Raw genomic sequence first — 24,528 nt, forward strand, 5'->3', positions numbered from 1 at the left:
GCCCCGGACGCCGTTCAGGGCGCCGAAGTAGTGGTCGAAGCTGCGGTTCTCCTGCATCAGCACCACGACGTGCTTGACGTCGGCGATGCTGCCGGAGGTGGCGGCCTTCGCGGCGGCGGCGGGGAGGCCGGTGAGCGCGGCGGCGCCGGCGGCCGCGGTGGCGCCGACGAAGGTGCGGCGGGAAAGTGCGGTCATCGGGAGCGGCCTCTCAGAGCTGGAAGGTGGCGACGGCGGCGGCGCAGTCCGAGGGCCAGCCGTTGCCGGCGGCGCTCGGGTCCGGCTGGGGCCAGCCGGTGACGAGGGTGTGGGCCTCGACCAGGGTGAGCGGGCCGGCGAAGTGCACGGCGCAGATGCGGTCCTGGGGCTCGGGCTTGGCGGCGCGCTGCTTGCGGGTCGGCGACCAGGTGGCGCCCGGCGAGGCGAGCGGGTCCGGGTGGGCGCTGCGGTAGGAGTCGGTCAGTCCGGCGCCCTGGAGGGCCACCGTGACCGGCCAGTCGACCGCGCCGACGCCGCTGTGCTGTCCGGCGGTGGCGGCCGTCCAGTCCAGGTGCGACGGCGAGGCGAGGTCGGCGCCGAGGACGACCGCGCGGCCGGCCGTGATGTCCGCCCGGACGGCGGTGGCGAGGGCCTTGGCCTGCTGGAGGCGGACGGAGGCGTTCTCGGTGGCCGTGATCTGCGCGGCGCTCTGCCCGTCCTGGGCGGCGTAGGGGCCGTAGCTCGTCTCGTCCAGGTGGGCGGCCCAGAACCGCACGCTCCGGCCGCCGGGGAGCTGGAGGGTGGCTCCGGCGGCGGGCAGCGAGGCGGTGGTGGCCGTGACGGCGGTGAGCGGGTACCGGCTGAGGATGCCGACGCTGCCGGCGCTCTGGTAGGCGTACCAGCCCAGGGCGGTGGCGAGGCTCTGGGCGGCGGTGCCGGCGGTCTCCTGGAGGGCCAGCACGTCCAGGCCCTGGGTGAGGACGGTGCGCAGCTGCTTCTCGGGCGCGTCGGTGAAGGCGGCGCCGGCGTTGGCGAGGTTCCAGGCGGCGGCCTTGAGCCGCGGCGGGGCGGCCGGGTCGACGACGGGGACGGTGAGGGTGAGGGCGTCGGTGACGCCGCCGGTGTCCTTGACCCCGACGAGGAGCTGCACGTCGCCGACGCCGGTGGGCGCGGTGCCGGTCACGGTGCCGTCGGCGGCGACCGAGAGCCAGGCCGGTCCGCCGACCTTGCGGAAGGTCGGGGCGCCGGCCGGGCGGCACCAGAGGCCGCCGAGCTTGACCGAGACGGCGCCGCCGGGTGCCACGGCCGTCGCGGTGAGCGCGTCCACGGCGAGGTGCGGGCGGACGGGCGCGGGCTTGGGGCGGAAGGTGAAGGGGGCGGTCTGCGCCAGGATGCCGTAGCCGTCCTTGGCGAGCAGGTACGCGGTGTACGGCCCGCCGGTGAGGGCGGAGGTGTCGAGCTGGACGTCACCCGAGGTGCCGGGGGTGTACTTCCAGAGCAGCGAGGCGCCGTTGCCGGGCTGGCGGGTGCCGTCGTAGATGCCGACCCAGTTCTTGGCGTCGGGGGCGGTGGTGGTCCAGTGGAAGGTGAGCTTGTCGCCTTCGGCCGGAGCGGCGGGGGAGGCGAGGGCGAGGGTGCTTCCTGCGGCCACGAGGGTCCTTCGGGTCGGGGGGCGTCGAGTTGGCTGGACAACTGGACGCCCATTGACCCGAAGAGCGGCGTACTCCGCGTGAACGCGACATGGCCGGTCGCCGGGAGGACGGACAACTCACCGTTGAGTGTTGGTCGTTGGCGAACGGTGGCGCCGCATCCGGCGGCTCCGGCCGGCCCGCACGCCGGGCTCACGCCGGGCTCACGCCGGGACGGGAACCGCCGACGGGGCGCGGGCCGAGCCGGCGGGCGGTCCCGGTGAAGGCCCGCGGCCGCGGGCAGTCCCGAACGCCCCGGATCGATAACCGCACGGTGATCGGGACGGTAGCGAAGTCGGCGTTGATCCCGACCTGCGCGGACACCAGGCTTGGAGTCGCCGGGCACGAGCCCCTCGGCACCGGTGACGGGGGTATCGGTGACGGGGCTCGGGCACCGGCGTGGTTCGGGATCCGGCCCGGAGGGGTCGGACCATGTGCCGGGATCCCGTCGCGGGACCGGCGGAGTACGAGGAGCACGACGATGGCTGAACTGGACGGCAGGACCGCCCTGGTGACCGGGGGATCGGGCGGGATCGGGCGGGCGGTCGCGCTGCGGCTGGCCGCCGAGGGCGCGCTGGTGGCGGTCCACTACGGCGGGAACGCCGGGGCGGCCTCGGAGACCGTGGCGCTGATCGAGGAGGCCGGCGGCCGGGGGTTCGCGGTGCAGGCGCGCTTCGGGGAGCCCGGCGCGGTGGACCGGCTGTTCGAGGGGCTGACCGCCGGGCTGGCGGAGCACGGCGCGAAGGGCCTGGACATCCTGGTCAACAACGCCGGCATCAGCTCGGGCAGCCTGATCGGGCAGGTCACCGAGGAGGAGCTGGGCCGGCTGCTGGCGGTCAACGTGGTCACGCCGTTCTTCGTCATCCAGCGGGCGCTGGAGCTGCTGAACGAGGGCGGGCGGGTGATCAACATGGGATCGATGGCCAGCCGGATCGCCGTCCCGGCCCAGATCGGCTACACCATCAGCAAGGCCGCGCTGGAGTCGATGGGCCCGTCGCTGGCCAACCAGCTGGGCGTGCGCGGGATCACGGTGAACACGGTCGCGCCCGGCCCGGTGCGCACCGGCATGATCGCGGCCCACACCGCGATCCCGGAGGTCGTCGCGGGTCTGGAGTCGATCGCCGCGCTCGGCCGGCTCGGCGAGCCGGAGGACGTCGCGGAGGTGGTGGGCTTCCTGGCCGGCCCGCGGGGGCGTTGGGTGACCGGCCAGACCATCGACGTGTCGGGCGGCACCTACCTCGGGCCGATAGCGCCCAACTGACCTGCGGGCGGGGTGGGGCGGGGCGGGTCCTCGGGGGCCCGCCCCGCCGTCGGGGCGGGCGTCCTCAGTGACTGCTCCTCAGGTTGAGCACCACCACGCCGACGATGATCAGCGCCAGACCCAGCCACTGCAGCCGGCCGAGGGACTCACCGAAGGCGACCACGCCTATCCCGGCCACGGCGGCCGTCCCGGCACCGGACCAGACGGCGTAGGCGACCGAGACCGGGATGTGCTTCAGCGCCTTGCCGAGCAGCGCGAAGGAGAGCACGTAGCCGACGGCCACGCCGATGCTCGGCCAGAGGCGGGTGAAGCCCTCGGTGAGCTTGAGGGCGCTGGTGGCGCAGACCTCGCTGATGATGGCGAGGGCGAGCAGGAGATAGGCCATGGCCGGTCAAACCGCCGGGGCGGCGCCGAGCTTCCCCAGCAGCGCGAGGTCGGCGTGCACCAGGCTGTCCAGCAGGGTGACGCGCGACCCGCCGGGGATGGGCGTGGCGGTCGACGGGACGGCGAGCACCGCGCAGCCCGCGGCGGTGGCCGAGGCGACGCCGGTCGGGGTGTCCTCGACCGCCACGCAGTCCGCCGGGTCCAGGCCCAGCCGCTCGGCGGCGGCGAGGTACGGGTCGGGCGCGGGCTTGGTGCGCGCGGTGTCCTCGGCGGCGAGGGTGACGGCGAACCAGTCGCGGCCGATCGCGGACAGCACGAGGTCGACCACCCGGCGCGGCGAGGCCGACACCAGCGCGGTGGGCACCCGGGCGTCCCGGAGTTCGGCGAGCAGGGCGAGCGCGCCCGGCCGGGGGACGGTGGAGGCGGCGACCTTGCCGGCGAAGGAGTCGCCGAGGCGGTCGGCGAGTTCGGCCTCGCTCAGCGAGGTGCCGGTGACCCTGTGCAGGTGCGCGGCGGTGTGCTCGATGGCTCGGCCGAGCACCTCGGGGGCGTCCTGGTCGGTGAGGGCGTGGTGCAGCTCGTCGGCGAGTTCGGCGGCGGCCTGCCACCAGAGGTGCTCGGTGTCGACCAGGGTGCCGTCCATGTCGAAGAGGACGGCGGCGGGGCGGGTGGTGGCGGGAACGTCGGATGCAGGCATGGCGGTACCTTCGATGGTGCTCGTGGAGGTGGAGCGGGTCGGTTCAGACGGAACGGCGGTCCACCAGGACCGGGCGCTCCGGCAGGCCGAGCCCGGCACGGGAGCCGATCGGCAGGGCGGCGGCGGCCTCGGTCGGCAGGTCGGCCTTGACCTCGGTGCCGTCGTCGAGCCGGACGGTCAGCCGGGTGACGGCGCCCAGGAAGGAGGCGGCGACCACCAGGGCCGGGCCGTCGGCGGCGGGGCTGAGCGAGACGTTCTCCGGCCGGACCAGCACCTCCAGCTCGCCGTCGGCGGGCGCGACCCCGTCGACCGGGTGGCGGCGGCCCAGCACCTCGACGCCGTCGGCGGTGCGGGTGCACGGGATGCGGCTCATGGTGCCGACGAACTCGGCGACGAAGGCGGTGGCCGGGCGGGCGTACAGCTCGGACGGGGTGGCGCACTGCTCCAGCCGGCCCGCGCGCAGCACCGCGACCCGGTCGGCCATCGAGAGCGCCTCCTCCTGGTCGTGGGTGACGAACAGGGTGGTGATCCCCAGCTCCTGCTGGAGGCGGCGGATCTCCTCGCGCAGCGAGAGGCGGACCTTGGCGTCCAGGGCGGAGAGCGGCTCGTCGAGCAGCAGCACGCGCGGCTGCAGGGCGAGCGCGCGGGCGAGCGCGATGCGCTGCTGCTGGCCGCCGGACATCTGGTGCGGGTAGCGGTCGGCGTGCTGCGGCAGGCCGACCAGCTCCAGCAGCTCCTGGGCGCGCTTGCGGCGCTCGGCCTTGCCGGTGCCGCGCATCCGCATCCCGAAGGCGACGTTGTCGGCGGCCGTCAGGTGCGGGAAGAGGCTGTAGGACTGGAACACCATGCCCGCGTCGCGCCGGTGCGCGGGGATGCGGGTGATGTCCTCGCCGTCCACCAGCACCTGGCCGGAGTCGTGCTGCTCGAAGCCGGCCAGGATGCGCAGCGCGGTGGTCTTGCCGCAGCCGGACGGGCCGAGCAGGGCGAGGAGCTCGCCGGGGTGGACGGTCAGGTCGAGGCCGTCCAGGGCGGTGGTGGCGCCGAACGAGCGGCGCAGGGTGCGGAATTCGACGGTCGCGCCGCCGGGTGCGAGGGGAACGCCGGCGACGGGGGCGGTAACCGTGGTCATGATGTGGATCGCTCCGGGGGCTTCAGGAAGTGGTGGGCTTGTGGCGGCGCTCGCGGCCGACGGTGGCCAGCAGGAGCAGCAGCAGCCAGGTGATCAGCAGGCTCAGGATGGAGACCGCGACCGACATGTGGGCCTGGCTGTTGCCGACCGAGTAGATCCACACCGGGAAGGGCTGGTAGCCGAGGATCGAGGCGGCGGTGAACTCGCCGAGGACCAGGGCCAGGGTGAGGAAGGAGGCGTTCAGCAGCGCGCCGCGCAGGTTGGGCAGCACGACGGTGAACACCGCGCGCGGCCAGCTCGCGCCGCAGTTGCGGGCGGCCTCGACGAGGGTGCGCAGGTCCACCGCGCGCAGGCCGGCGTCGATCGCCCGGTAGGCGAGCGGCAGCGCCATCAGCACGTAGGCGATGACCAGGACCAGCGGGAAGTCCGGGTCCTGGATGAACACGAAGGTCTGGAAGAACGGCGTGTCCATCAGGTAGTCCGGGCCCCAGCGGAGCACCCCGATCATGCCCGCGGTCAGCGCGACCGGCGGGACGACCAGCGGCAGGGTGCAGAGCACGTCGATCACCGGGCGCAGCCTCGGCGAGCCGAGCCGCACCGCGATCAGTGCCGGCACCAGCAGGAGCAGCAGCACCAGGACGGTGACGACGGCGAGTTCCAGGGTGAGCCACAGGCTGTCCAGGAAGCCGGGGGCGCTGAGCAGGCCGGTGTACGCCTCGAAGGAGTAGCCCTTCGGGTCGTCGATCGAGAAGTAGCCGGCGGCGGCCAGCGGGACGACGAAGTAGACGCCCGCGAGCAGCAGGACGGCGCCGCGCCACCAGCGCACCTTGCGGCGCGGCGAGGAGGGGCGGGCGGAGGTCAGCTGAGCCATCGGGCACTCCGGCGCTGGAGGGGGAGGTACACGGCCATCACCAGGACGGCCACCACGATCATGTTGAGGCTGAGGGCGAGCGCGAGGTTGCCCTGGCCGACCAGCACGTTGCCGGAGAGCGCGTCCGCGATCGAGCGGCTGACCAGCGGCACGGTCGCGCCGACCATGGCCGCGGCGGTGGCGTACGCGGCGAAGGCGCTGCCGAAGAGCAGCACGAAACCGCCGAGCAGGGAGGGCAGCAGGATCGGCAGTGCGACGTGGCGCCAGTACTGGACGGTGGTGGCCCGGTTGTTGTGGGCCGCCTCGCGCCACTGCACCCGCAGGCCGTCCAGGGCCGGCGTGATGGTGAGCACCATCAGCGGGATGAGGAAGTACAGGTAGACGATCGTCAGGCCGGTGAAGGTGTAGAGCGACCAGCCGTGGTCGGTCAGGTGGAGCAGCTTGGTGATCTCACCGGCGTTGCCGAGGGTGGCGACGAAGGCGAAGGCGAGCGGCAGCCCGCCGAAGTTGGCGAGCACGCCGGAGGCGGTCAGCACGGCCTGGCGCAGCCAGGTGTGCCGGGAGGTCACCACGGCCTGCGCGATCGGCAGGCCGATCACGGTGGAGAGCAGCGCGGTCAGCGCGGAGAGCTTGAGGCTGCTGACCATCGCCGTCCAGTACGCGCCCTGGACGGAGGCGGTCACGTTGTCCAGGGTGAACTGGCCGCCACCGCCGTCCGCGTCGCTGGAGGTGGTGAAGGCGCCGATCACGATGGCGACGGCGGGGAGGCCGAAGCCGATCGCGAAGAAGAGGAAGAGCGGCACGGTGGCGAGCCAGGAGCCGCCGCGCGGGCGGGGCCCGCGGCGCCGGTGCGGGGTGGGGGTGGGGGTGGCGGTCGTGGCGGTGCTGGACGCCCCCGCGCCGCCACCGAGGTCGGTGGCGGCGGGGGTGGTCGGCACCGGGGTGGGAGCCGTGGTCATGAGTGGGATCAGCCCGTTCGGTTCAGCGGCCGGTCGTCAGCCCGCGATGGCCTTGGTCCAGTTCTCGGTGACGACCTTCTTGGCGGCCGTGATCTGGTCCTGGGTCGGGAAGGTGGTGAACGGCTTCTCGACGGCGGGCAGCTTGGCGGCGCCCGCGGCGTCCAGCGTGCCGTCCTTCTTCAGGGCCTCGAAGGTGGAGGGGGTGGCGTAGCCGCCGAGGAAGAGGTTCTGGCCCTCGGCGCTGAACAGGTACTCCTGCCACAGGCGGGCGGCCGCGGGGTGCGGGGCCCACTTGTTGATGCCCTGGTTGTAGAACTGGGCGTAGCTGCCGTCGGAGGGGACGGAGACCTTCCAGTCGACGCCCTTCTCCTTGAACTCGTCGGTGTAGCCGGCGTTCAGGTACGACCAGTCGATCGAGATCGGGGTCTCGCCCTTCTCGATGGTGGCCGGGGTGGACTCGACGGGGTTGAAGTTGCCGGAGGACTTCAGCTTGCCGAAGAAGTCGATGCCGGGCTGGATGTTGTCCAGCGAGCCGCCGTTGGCGAGCGCGGCCGCGTAGACGCCGCCGAAGGCGGAGCCGGACTTGGTCGGGTTGCCGTTCAGGGCGACCTGGCCCTTGTACTCGGGCTTGAGCAGGTCGGCGAAGGTCTTCGGGCAGTTGGCGATCTTCTTGGCGTCGCAGCCGATCGAGACGTAGCCGCCGTAGTCGTTGACGGCGGCGCCGTTCGCGTCCTTCATGGTGTCCGGCACCTTGTCGAAGGTGGCCACCTTGTAGGGGGCGAGCAGGCCGTCCTTGACCGCCTGGAGCGCGAACGCGCTGCCGAGGTCGACGACGTCGGGGGCGCGGTCCTGGCCCTTGCGGGAGGTGATCGCGTTGATCTCGTCCTGGCTGGAGCCGTCGGGGTTCTCGTCCTCGATCTCGATGCCGTACTTGGCCTTGAACGAGTCCATGATCTTGCCGTAGTTCGCCCAGTCCCTGGGCAGCGTGATGACGTGCAGCTTGCCCTCCTTCTTGGCGGCGGCGACGAGGCCGTCCAGACCGCCGAAGTCGGCGAGCGAGGTGGCGTCCTTGGCGTCCTTGGCGCCGGCCTTGGCGGCGTCACCGGACTTCGGGGCGGTCGAACCGGCGGAGCCGCAGGCGGTGAGGGAGAGCGCGGCGGCGGTCAGTACGGCCGCGAAGGCGGCGGCGCGGGCACGGTGCACGGTCACGGGTCAGTCTCCTGATCAGGGGCGTACTGCGAGGAGTGCGTTTCGCGGGGGTGCGTCTCGCGGGAGGTGCTTCTTCGTAAGGGAGAGGTCGGGCGACCGGCCGTTCGGAACCGTCCGAGTTGACTAGCCAACTTCGCCTGACGGGGGTAAGTACGCCCGAGTCCGGTGACGGGAAGGTGAACGGATGGCCCAGAACCGGGGTCGGATGCGGGAACGGTCGAATCAGGCCCTCGGGGAGTGATCGGCCGAGTGCGATGCTTCGAAGGCGCAGCGGGATAAGGTCGGGCTGTCCGGGCCGGTACGGCTGCGCAGGACACCGCCCCAGGAGGGACATTGACTGACGTGGCACTGGAGCCCGACCGCCCCGCGGTCCCGGCGGCCCCGGCGGCCCCTGCCGCGCCCGGCCAGGAGCGCGCCGCCGGTGCGCTCTACCGCAAGGTCGCCGCCGATCTGCGCGAGGCGATCACCACCGGCGCGTTCGGCGAGGCCGGCCGGCTGCCCGCGGAGGGCGCGCTGGCCGAGCAGTACGGCGTCTCGCGCGGCACCGTCCGCCAGGCGCTCGCCGTGCTGCGCTCGGACGGGCTGGTCACCTCCCGGCGCGGGACCCGGCGGGTGGTGCTGGGCACCGCCCGGGTGCAGAGCTTCTCCGAGCTGCTCAGCTTCACGCACTGGGCCTACTCGATGGGGGAGGAGCCCGGCGGCATCCTGGACTCGCTGGTCCGCCGGCCGGCCGACGCGGCCGAGCGCGAGCAACTGCGGCTGGAGCCCGGGTCCGAGGTGTACGTGACGGTCCGGCTGCGCACGCTCGCCGGGACGCCGGTGATGGTCGAGCGGACGGTCTACCCGCCGCGGATCGGCGAGATCGTGGCCCAGTTGCCGCCCGACGTGGTCTCGCACACCGAAGTCCTGCGCGAGCACGGCATCCTGTTCACGGACGCCGACCACACCATCGACATCGTCGCCGCCAACGCGGAGGACGCCCGGCTGCTCGGCTGCCGCCGGGGCAGCCCGCTGCTGCGCGAGCGGCGCCGGACCACCGACCCGACCGGCATGCCGGTGGAGTGGTCCCAGGACCGCTACCTGCCCGGCACGGTGGCCTTCAGCGTGCACAACTCGCTGGCCACGTCGGCCCTTTCCCGGCACGCCCGGGAGGGTGACTGAACTCCGGTGCGGGAGTGGGAAGTCGGACGGGCCGACTTCCCACTCGGGCCCGCGGCCTCCGGCCCTAGCGCATCAGGGCGGCCAGCAGCGGGCGGAAGTGCTCGAACCCCGGCGTCGCGGCGTCCGCCTCCTTGGCCTGCTCGTCCCAGCGGCGCACGGCGACCGCGTCGGCCGCGCCGGGCAGCGCCGCGAAGGCGGCCGCCTGCTCCTCGCCCATCGGACCGCCCTGCACCTGGAGGGTGTACTCCGAGGCTTCGGAGAGCCGCTCGCGGTAGCCGGGCTCGACCGCGCACAGGTAGCGCTTGGCGGCCACGTGCAGCCGGACCGGTTCGGTGACCTCCGGGCCGAACCACTGCGCCAGCCAGGCGGCGCCGGTGTCACTGTGCCGGTTGTCCTGACCCTGCATCAGGTCCCTTCCGTGCAGGGTGCCCTGGAAGTGGCCCACGTCGTGCAGCAGGGCCGCCGCGACCAGCTCCGGGGCCGCCCCGGCGGCCTGCGCCAGCGCACCCGCCTGCAGCATGTGCTCGGCCATGGTGACCGCCTCGCCCAGGTACTCGCCGGCCCCCTCGCCGGCGAACAGCTCGGCGATCGCGTCCAGCGCGGCGGAGCGGCGCTCCAGCACCGCGAGGGTGGAGGAGAGCGAGTCGAGGTCCGCGTAGCAGCCCTGGAGGTGGCGCGAGCCGTCCTGCTCGAAGGCCGTCCGGGCGTGCAGCAGGCGGACGTTGTCGAAGATCAGGCAGTCGCCCCGGTCCAGCCGGAACTCCAGCTGGAGCGCGGGCCGCAGGGTGATCGCGGCGAACCGGCGGTAGGCGGCGTAGAAGGCGTCCAGTTCCTCGGCGGGCGCGCGCAGGGTGCTGATCGACCGGTTGTTGAACCGCACCTCGCGGATCCGGCCGAGCGCGTCCACCTCGATCAGCGGCCGGTCGGCGCGCAGTTCGGTGCCGCGGTCGCGGAACACGAAGGGGACGGGCGTGCGGGTCAGCACCGCGAAGTCCGCGGGCGCCTCCTCGCGCAGCAGTGCGGCCGCCTTGAAGCCGTCCACCAGGCCGGAGTCGCCGCCGGTCGCGGAGTTCTCCAGGCAGTGCAGCAGCTGCAGGGTGGGCACCGGGTCCCGGTACGGGTTGTCGCTGTGCGGGGCGATCGCGGCGCTGGTGAAGGCCAGGTTGTTCGGATCCGGCTCGACCCGGACGTCGAACAGCTCGCCGTAGTTGGTGACCCGGACGTACCCGAAGGTCTCGGCCACCTTGAGCACCTGCCGCTCGACCGCCGGCACCCCGCGCAGCACCGCGAACCCCGACCGCCGGACGGCCCCGAGCACCGCCGCCTGCTCCGCCGGGTCGGCCAGGTAGGCGGCCCACTGCGCCTCGGGGATCCCGTGCCGGAAGTCGGCCGCGACCCAGAGCCGCTTCTCCGCCTCCGTGCGCCCGTCGCCGTCGGCGTCCCGCTCCAGCCACTCCAGCGGGTAGCGCGACCGGTGGCCGTCCGACCAGAGCACCTCCAGGTTCCCGCCGATCTCGGTGTGCGCGGCGACGGCGAGGTCGGCCGGCAGGTCGGTGATCTGGAACAGCTTCTGCCCGTTGCGCTGGTCCCGGCACTCGGCACAGGGGCAGTTGTCGCGCAGCCAGTACGGCGGCAGGTGGGTGGTCATGGGCTCCTCCTCGGCAGGGCGGCCAGTGGGACAAGTTGTATAGCCAACTTCGCGCTGAGAGGAGCCTTGCGGGCGAGGGTGAGATCCGGGTGGCGAAACCATGAACCCCTCGGGAACAGAAGCTCCCGAGGGGTTGACGGCGGCGGTGCTCAAAGGCCGCCGAGGGTGACGCGGGCCCGCCGGTGGTCCCGGCCGCGCCGGGCCGCAACGGTCCTCACGCGGACGAGCGGCCCGCCGCCTCCCAGGCCGCGTCCGCCGCCGCGAGGGCGGGTGACGCGTCGGTGCCGAGGGCGGCGGCCAGGGCGGTGAGGGTCGCGCGGACGGTGTCCGGGTCGGCGGCCGGGCCGTAGTGGTTGACCCGGAGCATCTCGGTGGCGAGCGCGCCGCCGCCGGGCTGGACGGGGAGGGCCGGGTCGCGGCGCAGCAGGTCGGCGGCGAGGTCGGCGGCGGACAGGCCGGCGGGGGTGCGCAGGGTGGTGGCGACCGGCGCGGCGTGGGCGTCGTCCGGGACGAACGGGGTGACGGTGCCCAGGGCGCGGACGCCCGCGCGGGTCGCGGCGGCGGCGGCGCGGTGGCGGGCGATCACGGCGGGCAGGCCGTCCGCGGCGATCCGGTCCAGGCAGGCGCCGAGCGCCAGCATCTCCAACTGGGCGGGCGCGTGCGGGAGCGCGGTGCGCCCGGCGTCCGTCCAGCGCTCCTTCCAGTCCAGCAGCGAGAGGTAGGAGCGGCGCGGCGCGGCCGGGTTGGCGGCGATCCGCTCCCAGGCGCGCTCGGAGACCGAGACGGCGGAGACGCCGGCCGGGCCGCCCATCGCCTTCTGCCCGCCGATCACGCAGAGGTCGATGCCCCACGCGTCGGTGAGCAGCGGCTCGGCGGCCACCGAGGCGACGGCGTCCACCATCAGCAGCGCGCCGTGCGCGCGGACGACGGCGGCGATCTCGGCGACCGGGTTGGTGTTGCCGGTGGCGGCCTCGGCGTGGACCAGCGAGACGAAGTCGATCGCCGGGTGGGCCTCCAGCGCCTCGGCGACCTGCCCCGCGGTGACCGCGCTGTCGAACGGGACCGCGAGGTCCACGACCGTCGCCCCGCAGTCGCGCAGCCAGTTGCCGAAGGTCTGGCCGTACGGGCCGGTGACGATGTTCAGCGCGGTGGAGCCCGGGTGCGCGGCGCCGCGGATCGCGGCCTCCAGCGGCAGCAGCGCCTCACCCTGGGTCACGATCACATCGGCGCCGGTCTGCAGCAGCTCGGCGACCTGGTCCTCGATCGCCGCGAAGGCGGCGGCACTGAGCGGGGGAAGGTCGAGGAAGGGGCTCACGGTGGCGGCCGGCCTTTCGGTGAACAGCGGGGGAGGGGGCGCCGGGAGGCGGTTCGGACAGGGACGAGTCTGCCTCATTGTCCGTGCTTACAAGGAAGGCCCTGCTCGGTAGAGTGCGAGCCATGAGCGATGGTGCGGTGCTGCACGTCAGGGGTCGGGTGCTGGTCGGGCCGCAGGACGTCCGGGACGAACTCTGGGTGGTGGACGGCCGGGTGGCCTTCGACCGCCCGGCGGCGGCCGGCGACGTCCGGACGGTGACCGGCTGGGTGCTGCCCGGTCTGGTGGACGCGCACTGCCACGTCGGGCTGGACGCGCACGGCGCCGTCGACGCCGCCACCAGCGAGAAGCAGGCGGTGACCGACCGTGACGCCGGCACCCTGCTGATCCGGGACGCCGGTTCGGCCGCCGACACCCGGTGGATCGACGACCGGGACGACCTGCCCCGGATCATCCGGGCCGGCCGGCACATCGCCCGCACCCGCCGCTACATCCGCAACTACGCGCACGAGATCGAGCCCGGCGACCTCGCCGCCTACGTCCGGGCCGAGGCCCGGCGCGGGGACGGCTGGGTGAAGCTGGTCGGCGACTGGATCGACCGCGGCACCGGCGACCTCGCCGCCTGCTGGCCCGGTGACGCGCTGGCCGAGGCGATCGCGGCGGCGCACGAGGAGGGCGCGCGGGTCACCGCGCACTGCTTCGCCGCCGAGTCGCTGCCCGACCTGCTGGCGGCCGGCATCGACTGCGTCGAGCACGCCACCGGCCTGACCGAGGAGCTGATCCCGGCCTTCGCCGAGCGCGGCGTCGCGATCGTCCCGACCCTCGTCAACATCGCCACCTTCCCGGGCCTGGCGGCCGGCGGCGAGGGCAAGTTCCCGGCCTGGGCCGCGCACATGCGCCGGCTGCACGAGCGCCGCTACGACACCGTCGGGGCCGCGCACGACGCGGGCATCCCGATCTTCGTCGGGACGGACGCGGGCGGTTCGCTCGCCCACGGGCTGGTGGCCGAGGAGGTGGCCGAGCTGGTGAAGGCCGGGCTCAGCCCCGCCGAGGCGCTGTCGGCGGCCAGCTGGGGCGCGCGGCAGTGGCTCGGGCGCCCGGGCCTGGAGGAGGGGGCGCCGGCCGACTTCGTGGTGTACGACGAGGACCCGCGCGCGGACGTCCGGGTGCTCGCGGACCCGCGGCTGGTGGTGCTGCGCGGCCGGCCGGTGGGCTGAGCGCCGGGGCGGTGGGCGGCGCGGTGGATGGCGCGGTGGGCGGCGCGGTCCCGGTGATCGCCCCGGGTGGCCGGTCCACGGCTTCCCGTGGTCGCCGCCCTCGACCGGCCGACGGCCCTCCGGTGATCGTTGTGATGATCATCCGGATGAACGACCTGTCCGGGTAGGCCGATAGGGTGGCGACCATGGCACCGCGTCCACTGAACGAGATCGTCGAGCCCGGCTGGGCCACCGCGCTGGAGCCGGTCGCCGGCCAGGTCGCCGCCATGGGCGACTTCCTCCGCGCCGAGCTGGCCGCCGGCCGCACGTACCTGCCCTCCGGGCCGAACGTCCTGCGCGCCTTCCAGCAACCCCTCGCCGACGTGCGGGTGCTGATCGTCGGGCAGGACCCGTACCCGACGCCCGGGCACGCCGTCGGGCTCAGCTTCTCGGTCGGGCCCGAGGTGCGGCCGATCCCGGCCAGCCTGATCAACATCTTCCAGGAGTACGGCAACGACCTCGGCCTGCCGCAGCCGTCCAACGGGGACCTCACGCCGTGGACGCAGCAGGGCGTCCTGCTGCTGAACCGGGCCCTGACCACCGCGCCGCGCAAGCCCGCCGCGCACCGGGGCAAGGGCTGGGAGGAGGTCACCGAGCAGGCGATCCGGGCCCTGGCGGCGCGCGGCGGCCCGCTGGTGGCGATCCTCTGGGGGCGCGACGCCCGCAATCTGCGCCCGCTGCTGGGCGAGGTGCCGGCGATCGAGTCCGCCCACCCGAGCCCGTACTCGGCGAACGGCGGCTTCTTCGGCTCGCGGCCGTTCAGCCGGGCGAACGAGCTGCTGGTGCGGCAGGGGGCCCAGCCGGTGGACTGGCGACTGCCGTAAGCCCCCGGGGGTGGTCCGGGCGTCCATCCGTCGCCACTGCTCGTCAATCTCACCCGAATGAGTGAAATGACGTTCCGTGTGGCTCATGTGACGCACTGTTCGATAAGACTGGCGGCTCGTCGTTCGGAGCACCAGCCCCTTGCCCCGCCCCGCGGGTGATGTCGGAGGCGCGCTCTACCGAGATCACCACCTGTGGGGGTACCGCCATGTCTTCTTCCCGTTCCGCTTCCGCCGCCGGTTCCGCCGGTTCCGCCGGTTCTGCCGGTTCCGTCGGTGCGGTCGGTTCCACCGGTGCGGTCGGTTCCGTCGTCGCCGCCGCGGTGGCGACGGTGCTGGTCGTGGCGCCGGCGGCGTACGCGACCGGGCCGACCCCCGCGCCGGCCGGCTCCGCTCCCGCCGCCACGGCCGGCCGGGCGCGCGCCGTCACCGCCGAACTCGACCTGGACGTCACGCTGCTGAACAAGACGGTGGATGTCCCGGTGAACCTCGCGCTCAACAAGGTCGAGACCCCGGCGCAGCGCGAAGGCTCGGTGCTGACGGCCAAGGTCGACGGCGTCGACCAGCAGGGCCCGGTCACCCTGGTCAAGGCGGACGTCGGCACCTCGGTGACCACGTCCGACGCCAAGGGCACCGCGGCCTCCGTCAAGCTGGTCAACGCCGACGTGCACGCGCCCGGCCTGCCGGCCACCACCCTGCTCGGCCTGGAGGCGCTCAGCTCCGCGGTCACCTGCCCGGTCGACGGGCCGCCCACCGCCGACGTCACCGCGCCCGCGCGGCTCACCGTCCTCGGCAAGCCGGTCACCCTCAGCCTGTACGGGCCGACCCACGTGGACGTGCCGCTGGTCGGCAGCGTCTCGGTGGAGTTCTCCAAGCGGACCACCACCTCGACGACGGCCGCCGCCTCGGCCCTGGAGGTGCAGATCGAGGTGAACCCGCTGAACCTCAACGTCGCCAAGGTGACCGGGAAGATCACCGTCGCCTCGGTGAGCTGCGAGAAGCCGACCCCCTCGGCCACGCCGACGTCGCCCGCCACCGCGTCCGTCACCACCGCGCCCGCCGCCACCCCGGCCGTCCAGCCGGCCGTCGACGCCACCACCACGGCGCCCGGCCGGTCCGCCCGCCCGCAGGCCGCCGGTGCGAGCGCGTCCGGCACCGGCGCCAACCTCGCCGCCACCGGTGGCAGTGACGCCACCGGCCCGCTCGCCGCCGGGGCCGCCGCCCTGGTCGTGGTCGGCGGCGGCGCCCTCTGGGCCACCCGCCGCCGGGCCGCGCACGCCCGCCGGCACTGAGCCGGGAGCGGGGCGGGAGCGGGGCGGGGGCGGGGCGGCCCGGCGGGCGGCGCCGACGTGGCACCCACCGGTCCGGCCGCGCCGTGCGGGAGTGCCAGGAGCGGCACTCCCGCACCGTGACCGTGCCAACGCGGACGGTTGGTTCACCTGGGTGTTACATAGGAGGAACAACCGGGAAACGGCGGCTTGCAACGCTACGCGGGCACCCACCACTCTGTTTGCGAGGTTCACCGCCGTGGCAATCAAGGCCGAGTACATCTGGATCGACGGCACGAAGCCGACCGCCAAGCTCCGCTCCAAGACTCGGATCCTGGCCAACGCGGACAAGATCCCCACCTGGGGCTTCGACGGTTCCTCCACCAACCAGGCCGAGGGCCACGCCTCGGACCGCGTCCTCGAGCCGGTCGCCACCTTCCCGGACCCGATCCGCGGCGGCGACAACATCCTCGTCCTGTGCGAGGTCAACGAGATCGACGGCACCCCGCACGAGAGCAACACCCGTGCGCTGCTGCGCCCGATCGCCGAGCAGTTCGCCGCTCAGGAGTCGATCTTCGGCATCGAGCAGGAGTACACCTTCTTCAAGGGCTCCCGCCCGCTCGGCTTCCCCGAGGGCGGCTTCCCGGCCCCGCAGGGCGGCTACTACTGCGGTGTCGGCGCCGAGGAGGTCTTCGGCCGCGAGATCGTCGAGCTGCACATGGACCGCTGCCTGGCGGCCGGTCTCGCGCTCTGCGGCATCAACGCCGAGGTCATGCCCGGCCAGTGGGAGTTCCAGATCGGCCCGGTCGACGCGCTGACCGTCTCCGACCACATGTGGGTCGCCCGCTACCTGCTCTACCGCACCGCCGAGGAGTTCGGCATCGACGCCACCCTCGACGCCAAGCCCGCGCGCGGCGACTGGAACGGCGCCGGCGCGCACACCAACTTCTCCACCAAGGCGATGCGCGAGGGCTACGACGCGATCATCACCGCCTGCGAGTCGCTCGGCGCCTCGCAGGAGATCGTCCTGGAGCACGTGACCCAGTACGGCGCCGACATCGAGTCCCGCCTGACCGGCAAGCACGAGACCGCCCCGTGGAACGTCTACAGCTACGGCGTCTCCAACCGCGGCGCCTCGGTCCGCATCCCGTGGCAGGTCGAGGTCGACCAGAAGGGCTACATCGAGGACCGTCGCCCGAACGCCAACGTGGACCCGTACGTGGTGACCCGCCTCCTGGTCAACACCTGCTGCTCCGCCCTGGAGAAGGCCGGCCTCGTCTGAGCCGCGCCCCCCAGCCGAACCACCCGCCGGGCCTCCCCTCCGCTGCCGAGGGGAGGCCCGGCGGCTTTCCGCGCTCCGGCCGGGTCCGCCGCGTCGGCCCGGGCGGGTGTCTTGATAGCGGGGCGGAAGTCCCGGAGAATCGGCCCATGACCGCTCCGGCCCCCTTCCTCCCCGTACGACGACTGCACGTCGACCTGGGACGGGTCTGCGCGGCCGGCTGTCGCTGCTGACGCGAACCCGGGTTCACCAGCAGCCAGCCACCGCCAGGAGCGTGTCCGTCCGATGTCCCTCACCTTTCACTGGTTCCTGCCCACCAACGGCGACAGCCGGCAGATCGTCGGCGGCGGGCACGGCTCGACGCCCGGCACGGCCGGGTCCGACCGGCCGCCGAGCATCGCCTACCTGGGCCAGATCGCGCGCACGGCCGAGCAGTTGGGCTTCGAAGGGGCGCTGACCCCGACCGGGGCGTGGTGCGAGGACGCCTGGCTGACCACGGCGATGCTCACCCAGGTGACCGAGCGGCTGAAGTACCTGGTGGCGTTCCGGCCCGGGCAGATCAGCCCGACGCTGGCCGCGCAGATGGCGGCTTCCTACCAACGGCAGTCCGGCGGGCGGCTGTTGCTCAACGTGGTGACCGGCGGCGAGTCGGCCGAGCAGCGCGCGTACGGGGACTTCCTGGACAAGGACGCCCGCTACGCCAGGACGGGGGAGTTCCTGTCCATCACCCGCCGGCTCTGGGCGGGCGAGACCGTCGACCACGACGGCGTCCATCTGCGGGTCGAGCAGGCCGTCCTGAACCGGCTGCCGGATCCGGTGCCGCCGGTGTACTTCGGCGGCTCCTCCCCGGCGGCGGGCGACGTCGCCGCCCGGTACGCCGACGTCTACCTGACCTGGGGGGAGCCGCCCGCGCAGGTCCGCGAGAAGCTCGCCTGGATCCGTGAACTGGCCGCCGCACAGGGCCGGGTGGTCCGGTTCGGGATCCGGCTGCACGTGATCACCCGGGACACCTCCGCGCAGGCCTGGGCGGAGACCGAGCGGCTGCTCGCGTCGATGGACCAGGGGAGGGTCCGGGAGACCCAGCGCGCCCTCGCGCAGAGCGAGTCGGAGGGCCAGCGCCGGATGCTCGCGCTGCACGGAGGCTCGGCCGAGCGGCTGGAGATCCACCCCGGGCTCTGGGCCGGCATCGGCCTGCTGCGGGGCGGCGCGGGGACGGCGCTGGTCGGCAGCCACCGCGAGGTAGCGGACCTCATCACCGAGTACCACGAGCTGGGCATCGACGAGTTCGTGCTCTCCGGGATACCGCACCTGGAGGAGGCCTACTGGTTCGGCGAGGGGGTCCTGCCGCTGCTCGCCGCCCGCAACCTCTGGAGCCGGCCGTGACGGGGCGGGCCCCGGGCCGGGTGTGAGCCGGCCCCGGCGCCGGGCCCCGGCGCCGGTCAGGGGATCCGGAACTCCTGGCTCTTGTTGCCGGGCGTGCAGCTGACCATGGTGACCGGTTTGCCCGCACCGTTGTCGGTCAGGCAGTCGTAGCCCATGTAGTCGGCGAGGTAGAAGGCGCCCGGTGTACTCGCGGCGGTGACCTTCCAGTTGGTGAGGAAGCTGAAGCCGCCCGAGAGCGTCACCCGGCCGTCCGTCTCCTGGACGAGGGCCGGGCCGCTCAGGTTGCACGGGTTGAACTGGTGCCAGCTGCTCGGGACGGTGTGCACCCAGCCGTAGGCGGTCGTCCCGCCCATGACCACGGCCTGGCCGCCCGCCGGGGTGTCCTTGGACAGGCCGAGCTTGAGGCCGGAGGACACGTTGACGATGGAACCCCAGTTGGTGCCGCCGCAGCCCGGCGGGGTGGCGGGCGCCTGCGGCGGCGCGGTGGTCGCCGCCGGCTGGGCGCCCGGCTGGGGCTGCGTCGCCGGGGCGGGCTGGTTGCCGGGCGCGGGGGTGCCGGCCGGCGGGGCCGGGACGTTGGCCGGGGGCTGGGTCGCCCGTGGGGTGGCGCCGCCGTTCGTGCCGCCGGTGCCGGGGCTCGGGGTGGCGGCGCCCGGCGGAGGGGTGGGCTGCTGGGCGCCGGGGGCGGTCGGGGTGCCGGTCGGCGCGGCGGTGGTCGGGGGCGCGGTCGTCGGGGCACCGGCCGTCGGCGCCGGGGTGCCGGCATTGGCCGGGGCGGAGGCCGTGACGGACGGCTGCGGTGCCCCGGGCGTCTTCGCCTGGGACGTGAACGGGGTGCGGTCGATCAGCAGGACGGTCGCGGTGCCCGCGGTGATGATCACCGGTATGACGATGGGGACGAGGAAGCCGCGCCGCCGGCGGCGGGTGCCGGGCTCGGTGGCGGCGTGGGACTCCACCTTGCCGACGTCGGCCGCCTTGGCCGGGGCCGCCGCCTTGGCGGGTGCAGCCGCCTTGGCCGGGGCCGCCGGTGTCGGAGGAGTCGCCGGGACGGCGGCGGGCGTCGCGGCACCGATCGCGGCCCGGGCGGCGGCGGCCATCACGGCGGCGTCGGCGAAGCGGTCCTCCGGCTTCTTCGCCAGCGCGGTGGCGATCAGCTCGCGCACCGCCCCCGGCAGGGCCGCGGGCAGCTCCGGTGCGGGCTCCCGGATGTGCTTGAGGGCGACCTCCAGCACGCTCTCGCCGACGAACGGCGGCTGTCCGGTGAGCAGTTCGTAGCCGACCACGCCGATCGAGTAGAGGTCCGAGGCCGGGGTGACGGCCTGGCCCTCGGCCTGTTCGGGCGCCATGTAGAGCGCCGTCCCGATCACCGCGTGGGAGGCGGTGATCCGGGTGCTCGCGACAGCCCGCGCGATGCCGAAGTCGGTCACCGTCACCCGGTCCTCGGACCGGACCATCAGGTTGGACGGTTTGACGTCGCGGTGCACGATGTCCTGCCGGTGGGCGGCGTGCAGCGCGTCCAGCGCGGTGGCGAGCAGCCCCAGCGCCCGCTCGGGCGGCATCGGCCCGCTCTCGGCGAGCACCTTGTCCAGCGGCCGGCCGTCGACCAGCTCCATGACGATGTAGGCGACCCGGTCGTCCCCGGAGTCCTCGCCGTTCTCGCCGTAGTCGTGGACGTCCACGATGCCGGGGTGCTTCAGGGCGGCGAGCAGCTGGGCCTCGCGCCGGAAGCGCTTGGCGAAGGTGCCGTCCTCGACCAGCCCCGGGTGCAGGATCTTCACGGCGACCTGCCGTGCGAGCACCTCGTCGTCGGCACGCCAGACGGCGCCCATGCCCCCGCCGCCGATCCGCTCGGTCAGCGTGTAGCGCCCCCCGAGCACGGTCCCCCGGCTGCTCATGCCCTTTGCCCCCATGTGTCATGCCCGGTTCAGCCGGCTCGCTGGTCGCACAGTCTGCCAGAGGACGCCGAGCCCCCCGGCCGCGTGCGTGCCCATGCTACGGACCGCCCCCGACGGACCGTCAGCGGGTGTGCGTGCGAAGGACGGGCGGCGACCGGCGGCGACGGAGCCGCCGTCCGGTCCGGGGTGCCCCCGGCCGGCCCCGCGGCGGGCGGTGCCGGCCCCGGCCGAACGGGCTTTCCCGCCGGGTATCGGGGCTGAGTAGGGTGGGTGCGACAGCACATCGTGAACCCGACCAAGGAGCAGACGTGAGCGTGCCGGCGTCCATCGCCCTGCAGCAGGAGATCGCCCGGGAGCTGGAGGTCGCCGAGACCTTCGAGGCCGCACGGGAGATCGAGCGCCGGGTGGCCTTCCTCGCCGAGCGGCTGACCTCCACCGGTCTGCGCTCCCTCGTGCTGGGCATCAGCGGCGGCGTCGACTCCACCACCGCCGGCCGGCTCTGCCAGCTCGCCGTCGAGCGGGCCCGGGCCGCCGGCCACCAGGCGCGGTTCTACGCGATGCGGCTGCCCTACGGCGTCCAGGCCGACGAGCACGAGGCCCAGCTCGCGCTCTCCTTCATCCGGGCGGACGACGTGCTGACCGTCGACATCAAGCCCGCGAGCGACGCCGCGCTCGCCGCCGCACTGGCCGCCGACGTGGCCTTCCGCGACGCCGGCCACCAGGACTTCGTGCACGGCAACATCAAGGCCCGCCAGCGCATGATCGCCCAGTACGCGGTGGCCGGCGCACACGACGGCCTGGTCGTCGGCACCGACCACGCGGCCGAGGCGGTCTCCGGCTTCTTCACCAAGTTCGGCGACGGCGCCGCCGACCTCGTCCCGCTGACCGGCCTGACCAAGCGCCGGGTGCGCGCCGTCGCGGACACCCTGGGCGCGCCCGCCGAGCTGGTCTGGAAGGTCCCGACGGCGGACCTGGAGACCCTCGCCCCGGGCAAGGCCGACGAGGACGCCCTCGGGGTCACCTACGACGACATCGACGACTTCCTGGAGGGCAAGCCGGTGGACGAGCAGGCCTTCGAGACGATCGTCCGCCGCTACCGCCTCACCGACCACAAGCGCCGCCTGCCCATCGCGCCGTAGGGCCCCACACCTCGCCCGCACGCGCGGCCCGCGCGTCACCAGGTGACGCACGGGCCGCGCGGGTCGGGCGTCAGGCGCTCGGAGCCCTGGCCGTGACGATCAGGGTCCCGATGTGCCCCTCGGTCGGGGCGTCGAGAACGCGGGCTTCCACGGTCGGAACCGGTCGCGAGCACGTTGCGCGGGCTTGCACGAATTCACCCTAGAGCGGCTATTGCAGACGTGATCAGTGCACGCGCCTGGGCACCGTGGACAGCGAGCCGTTGCAACTCGGCGAACGCCCGGATGTAGTCAACGACCTCGCGGGGCTGAGTGACGTTCACCTCGGCCGTCAGTGTCTCCACCACAGCGTGCCGATCGTCGTACAGGTAGAACGCTTCGAGCGGCCACATGCTGCGCTGCGCGGTGAATGGAATGACGCCCAGCGACAACGATGCCAATGGCATCACCGCAAGCAGGTGACCGAGTTGCCCGGCCATTGTCGCGGCGTCCCCGATCCGGGAGCGAAGTACCCACTCCTCCATCAGTACCGCGAACCGGTGCCTGCCCTCGTGCAGGAACCGGCCCCGCGCCACCCGAGCGGCAACCGCTTCGGTCACGTCGTCGGGGGTCCCCTGGAATCCTGTGATGGACCGCATCAACGCGGTTGCGTACTCGGGCGTCTGAAGGAACCCGGGCACGACGTTGGACACGTACGAGCGGCAGAGCTCCGCCTGCTCGTGCAGGACGTAGAAGTCCTCTTGCACCTTGCGCATCCCGGCGCTGTGCAGCCTGCGCCACTCCAGGTACATCGACTCGACCGCTCTCGATGTGGCGATCAGATCATCCGCCTGATCGGTAGCCGCGCACGCGGCGCACCATACACGGATGTCGGAGTCGGAGGGAGGGGTGCGCGCACTCTGGATCCTGGACACCTTCGAGGGGTTCCAGCCGCACCGGGATGCCAGCTGTTTGCCCGTCAGTCCGGCATCCTTGCGGAGACCGACGAGTCGGTTGGCCAGGGCAAGGCGCGCCGCTTGCGCGCTCGATGACGGAGACGTGGGCATCAGTCTGGCAGTCCGGTGCTAGCAGGGTGGGGTACAGGTCAGGCGCTGTAGCTGTCGTGCGGGGTGCCGCGCCTCCAGACGGCTTCGAATGCGGAGGAGACGAGACGTACCGTCGCCGGGTCCTCGGAGAACGCGAACCCCGGGTCGGCCCAGTCGCCGTACCCCGTGAAGAAGTGGAACAGCACCAGCTGGTCGTCGATGAGCCAGAAGTCGTTGCCCGGCAGAGCGATGTCGGACGCCCGGCTTCTGGGGAGCCACCGGACCAGTTCGCCGGCCGCCAAGTTCATCGGGGTGACCGCGTGTTCCCAGCGGATGTAGTCGGTCACCGGCTCGGAGACGATCCGGGCGCGCCGCATGACCACACCACGGCCGACCGTCTCGCGGACGAGTCCCAACCACTCGGGCCACCAGGATGCTTCGGGGTCGAGCTCGATTTCGCCGGTTCGGGCGAACCGGTCGATCTCCTCGGCCTCGTCGCCCACGGCGTAGGCGTCACGCATCTCCAGATGAACTGCGGTCCGCCGGGCACTCCTCAACAGCGCGGCGAAGTCGGGCACGTTCGACACGTTCGATTGCCTCCTTCAAGATCGGGACCATGCGCTCCGGGATACGGATCACGGACTCGTGAGCGGGGATCCCGAGCGTATGTCCGGGAACCCACTCAGTCCCTGCGATCCTTGCGCGAAGCGCGTCATCGGCGGTCCAGCTCTGCACGATGATCTCCGCCGCCTCGTCCTCGATCCACACGGTGGGCGAACCGCCGCCGCCGGTGTTGGGGTCGATTCCCACGAAGCCAAGTGCCATGACGATCTCCAACGTCTGTGGAGTTGCAGGGTCGTGCACCACGGTCGGGCCTGAGCACGAGAAGCACAACCCTGCTTGCACGGAATTGCGCGAACTCGGACCAGGGGGTGATGCAGGCACCCAGGCGCGCGAAGGAGCCCCTGTTCGTCCTCGAAGATTCGGGTTCCGGGGTCGTATCTACGCATGGGTGGTCGTGTGTGGCCCAGCACCGCGGTTCGGCACCGATCCGGTCGGGCCGAACGACGATCGGACTCGGTGCCGCTCGGGCGCTGGAGAGCTGCGAGGAGGACGTGAACCAGCTGGTGACGGCGACTGTTCGGCGACGCTGTGTGTCCGACACGGCCAGGCTGAGGAAGATGCGGCGGACGCCCCACTACCGCCGAGATCCTCGGGCATCAGGATTGCGAGGCAGGAGGCGTCCGCCCGCCGGGGAGCTCCGGGATTCACCCGTCAAGCGCGATGGAACTCTCTCAGGCCTCATACTCGTGCTGCGTGGCGCGCTCCCACGCCGCTTCGAAGGCAGCGTTGCAAAGTGCCGCCACGGTCGGATCGTCGGTGAACGTCGCTCCCAGGTATGCGCCGTCGCCGGAGAAGTGTCCGAAACGCACAAGGCGGCCGCCCAGGAGCCAGAAGTCGTTTCCTGGCAGGGCGAGATCGGACGCCTGCATCCGAGGGAGCCAACGGACCTGCTGGCCCGCCGGGCGGGAGAAATCCCTGGTCCCGGAGCGGGCTTCCCGGCGAGGATGCCCGGTATGACGCTGCCGCTGCTCCTGCTCGATGTCGACGGTCCGTTGAATCCCTATGCCGCCAAGCGGCACCGGCGGCCGCACGGGTACGGCACGCACCGGGTGAAGCCCGACTGCTGGGTCGCCCGCTTTCCGCAGAAGTCCGCCGAGCGCGTGCGGCCGTTGCGGATCTGGATCAACCCGCAGCACGGGCCCGAGCTGTTGGCGCTGCGGTACGAGCTGGTGTGGGCCACCACGTGGATGGACGAGGCGAACACCTTCATCGGGCCGTTGCTCGGGCTGCCGCGGCTCCCGGTCATCCACTGGCCGGAGCTGCACCAGGAGGATCCGGACGGCCTGCACTGGAAGACCAGGAACCTGGTCGCCTGGGCCGCCGGGCGTCCGTTCGTCTGGGTGGACGACGAGCTGAAGCCGCAGGACACCGAGTGGATAGCGGCCCACCACCCCGGGCCGGCGCTGACCCTGCGGATCGATCCCAAACTCGGCCTGGGTGAGCGAGACTTCACCGTACTGCGGGCATGGGCGGAGGCGGTGGCATGAGGGTCGGGACGGTGGAGCGGCTTCGGCGGTACCCGGTGCACGGCGGGGGAGGAGCTGGG

At 73.3% G+C, this 24,528-nt stretch carries 24 protein-coding genes; 9 read left to right on the top strand and 15 right to left on the bottom strand.

The window, feature by feature from the left end:
• Positions 1-195, bottom strand: a 195-nt coding sequence (locus ACWDRR_RS23650; RefSeq protein ID WP_449774184.1) for an alkaline phosphatase family protein, incomplete at its 3' end; no start/stop codon positions are given.
• A 13-nt stretch (positions 196-208) separates the two neighbouring features.
• The gene (locus ACWDRR_RS23655) at positions 209-1,627 is read right to left on the bottom strand and encodes an endonuclease/exonuclease/phosphatase family protein (RefSeq protein WP_449774185.1); all 1,419 of its coding nucleotides are present in this window, start codon (positions 1,625-1,627) and stop codon (positions 209-211) included.
• A 518-nt stretch (positions 1,628-2,145) separates the two neighbouring features.
• Here ACWDRR_RS23655 and ACWDRR_RS23660 point away from each other — a divergent pair.
• Positions 2,146-2,925, top strand: coding sequence for an SDR family oxidoreductase (locus ACWDRR_RS23660; RefSeq protein ID WP_449774186.1), 780 nt, complete (start codon positions 2,146-2,148; stop codon positions 2,923-2,925).
• Positions 2,926-2,989: 64 nt separating this feature from the next.
• Here ACWDRR_RS23660 and ACWDRR_RS23665 read toward each other — a convergent pair whose 3' ends face one another.
• Genes ACWDRR_RS23665 through ACWDRR_RS23690 form a run of 6 tightly spaced genes read right to left on the bottom strand, consistent with a single transcriptional unit; the run spans position 2,990 to position 8,174 of the window.
• Positions 2,990-3,310, bottom strand: a complete 321-nt coding sequence (locus ACWDRR_RS23665; protein ID WP_387890903.1) for a DMT family transporter — start codon at positions 3,308-3,310, stop codon at positions 2,990-2,992.
• A gap of 6 nt (positions 3,311-3,316) precedes the next feature.
• The gene (locus tag ACWDRR_RS23670; RefSeq protein WP_449774187.1) at positions 3,317-4,006 is read right to left on the bottom strand and encodes an HAD family hydrolase; all 690 of its coding nucleotides are present in this window, start codon (positions 4,004-4,006) and stop codon (positions 3,317-3,319) included.
• Positions 4,007-4,049: 43 nt separating this feature from the next.
• The gene (locus ACWDRR_RS23675; RefSeq protein ID WP_449774188.1) at positions 4,050-5,135 is read right to left on the bottom strand and encodes an ABC transporter ATP-binding protein; all 1,086 of its coding nucleotides are present in this window, start codon (positions 5,133-5,135) and stop codon (positions 4,050-4,052) included.
• Between the two features lie 22 nt (positions 5,136-5,157).
• Positions 5,158-6,006 carry an ABC transporter permease gene (locus ACWDRR_RS23680; protein WP_449774189.1) on the bottom strand — a complete coding sequence of 283 codons (849 nt, stop codon included), beginning with the start codon at positions 6,004-6,006 and terminating at the stop codon, positions 5,158-5,160.
• Positions 5,994-6,965: an ABC transporter permease gene (locus ACWDRR_RS23685; RefSeq protein WP_449774190.1), complete on the bottom strand. Its 972-nt coding sequence runs from the start codon at positions 6,963-6,965 to the stop codon at positions 5,994-5,996. The genes ACWDRR_RS23680 and ACWDRR_RS23685 overlap by 13 nt, the downstream gene beginning before the upstream one ends.
• 36 nt (positions 6,966-7,001) lie before the next feature.
• Entirely contained in the window at positions 7,002-8,174 is a 1,173-nt protein-coding gene (locus ACWDRR_RS23690) for an ABC transporter substrate-binding protein (RefSeq protein ID WP_449774191.1), read from the bottom strand.
• A gap of 342 nt (positions 8,175-8,516) precedes the next feature.
• On the opposite strand from ACWDRR_RS23690, the gene ACWDRR_RS23695 reads away from it, so the two are divergent.
• Positions 8,517-9,335, top strand: a complete 819-nt coding sequence (locus ACWDRR_RS23695; RefSeq protein ID WP_449774281.1) for a GntR family transcriptional regulator — start codon at positions 8,517-8,519, stop codon at positions 9,333-9,335.
• Between the two features lie 64 nt (positions 9,336-9,399).
• Here ACWDRR_RS23695 and tmpA read toward each other — a convergent pair whose 3' ends face one another.
• Both tmpA and ACWDRR_RS23705 read right to left on the bottom strand, forming a co-directional pair.
• Positions 9,400-10,983: a 2-trimethylaminoethylphosphonate dioxygenase gene (gene tmpA, locus ACWDRR_RS23700; protein WP_449774192.1), complete on the bottom strand. Its 1,584-nt coding sequence runs from the start codon at positions 10,981-10,983 to the stop codon at positions 9,400-9,402.
• Positions 10,984-11,197: 214 nt separating this feature from the next.
• A complete protein-coding gene (locus tag ACWDRR_RS23705; protein WP_449774193.1) occupies positions 11,198-12,298 on the bottom strand; it encodes a pyridoxal-phosphate-dependent aminotransferase family protein in 1,101 nt (366 codons plus the stop codon).
• A 122-nt stretch (positions 12,299-12,420) separates the two neighbouring features.
• Between ACWDRR_RS23705 and ACWDRR_RS23710 the strand changes: the two genes are divergently transcribed.
• The 5 genes from ACWDRR_RS23710 (at position 12,421) to ACWDRR_RS23730 (ending at position 18,302) form a co-directional block, all read left to right on the top strand.
• Positions 12,421-13,512: an amidohydrolase family protein gene (locus tag ACWDRR_RS23710; RefSeq protein WP_449774194.1), complete on the top strand. Its 1,092-nt coding sequence runs from the start codon at positions 12,421-12,423 to the stop codon at positions 13,510-13,512.
• 185 nt (positions 13,513-13,697) lie between these two features.
• On the top strand, positions 13,698-14,375 hold the full coding sequence (locus tag ACWDRR_RS23715) for a uracil-DNA glycosylase (protein ID WP_387890877.1): 678 nt from the start codon (positions 13,698-13,700) through the stop codon (positions 14,373-14,375).
• A gap of 206 nt (positions 14,376-14,581) precedes the next feature.
• Positions 14,582-15,664, top strand: coding sequence for an SCO1860 family LAETG-anchored protein (locus ACWDRR_RS23720; RefSeq protein ID WP_449774195.1), 1,083 nt, complete (start codon positions 14,582-14,584; stop codon positions 15,662-15,664).
• Positions 15,665-15,899: 235 nt separating this feature from the next.
• The gene (gene glnII / locus ACWDRR_RS23725) at positions 15,900-16,922 is read left to right on the top strand and encodes a glutamine synthetase (RefSeq protein ID WP_449774196.1); all 1,023 of its coding nucleotides are present in this window, start codon (positions 15,900-15,902) and stop codon (positions 16,920-16,922) included.
• 282 nt (positions 16,923-17,204) lie between these two features.
• The gene (locus ACWDRR_RS23730) at positions 17,205-18,302 is read left to right on the top strand and encodes an LLM class flavin-dependent oxidoreductase (protein WP_449774197.1); all 1,098 of its coding nucleotides are present in this window, start codon (positions 17,205-17,207) and stop codon (positions 18,300-18,302) included.
• 56 nt (positions 18,303-18,358) lie between these two features.
• Here ACWDRR_RS23730 and ACWDRR_RS23735 read toward each other — a convergent pair whose 3' ends face one another.
• Positions 18,359-20,197, bottom strand: a complete 1,839-nt coding sequence (locus ACWDRR_RS23735) for a serine/threonine-protein kinase (RefSeq protein WP_449774198.1) — start codon at positions 20,195-20,197, stop codon at positions 18,359-18,361.
• Between the two features lie 308 nt (positions 20,198-20,505).
• Here ACWDRR_RS23735 and nadE point away from each other — a divergent pair, with 308 nt between their 5' ends.
• The gene (nadE, locus tag ACWDRR_RS23740) at positions 20,506-21,336 is read left to right on the top strand and encodes an ammonia-dependent NAD(+) synthetase (protein ID WP_449774199.1); all 831 of its coding nucleotides are present in this window, start codon (positions 20,506-20,508) and stop codon (positions 21,334-21,336) included.
• 194 nt (positions 21,337-21,530) lie between these two features.
• On the opposite strand, the gene ACWDRR_RS23745 is transcribed toward nadE, so the two are convergent.
• From ACWDRR_RS23745 to ACWDRR_RS23760, 4 genes are all read right to left on the bottom strand, one after another.
• Positions 21,531-22,379 (bottom strand): helix-turn-helix domain-containing protein, encoded by an 849-nt coding sequence (locus ACWDRR_RS23745; protein ID WP_449774200.1) that lies wholly within the window; start codon positions 22,377-22,379, stop codon positions 21,531-21,533.
• Positions 22,380-22,417: 38 nt separating this feature from the next.
• Positions 22,418-22,945 (bottom strand): DUF6879 family protein, encoded by a 528-nt coding sequence (locus ACWDRR_RS23750; RefSeq protein WP_449774201.1) that lies wholly within the window; start codon positions 22,943-22,945, stop codon positions 22,418-22,420.
• Entirely contained in the window at positions 22,872-23,183 is a 312-nt protein-coding gene (locus ACWDRR_RS23755) for a hypothetical protein (RefSeq protein ID WP_449774202.1), read from the bottom strand. Before ACWDRR_RS23755 ends, ACWDRR_RS23750 begins: the two co-directional genes overlap by 74 nt.
• Before the next feature lie 470 nt (positions 23,184-23,653).
• Positions 23,654-24,028: a DUF6879 family protein gene (locus tag ACWDRR_RS23760; protein ID WP_449774203.1), complete on the bottom strand. Its 375-nt coding sequence runs from the start codon at positions 24,026-24,028 to the stop codon at positions 23,654-23,656.
• Between ACWDRR_RS23760 and ACWDRR_RS23765 the strand changes: the two genes are divergently transcribed.
• Positions 23,936-24,469, top strand: coding sequence for a hypothetical protein (locus ACWDRR_RS23765; protein WP_449774204.1), 534 nt, complete (start codon positions 23,936-23,938; stop codon positions 24,467-24,469). The genes ACWDRR_RS23760 and ACWDRR_RS23765 overlap by 93 nt on opposite strands.
• Positions 24,470-24,528 lie beyond the last annotated feature (59 nt).

The organism is Kitasatospora sp. NPDC003701 (genome assembly GCF_053587085.1).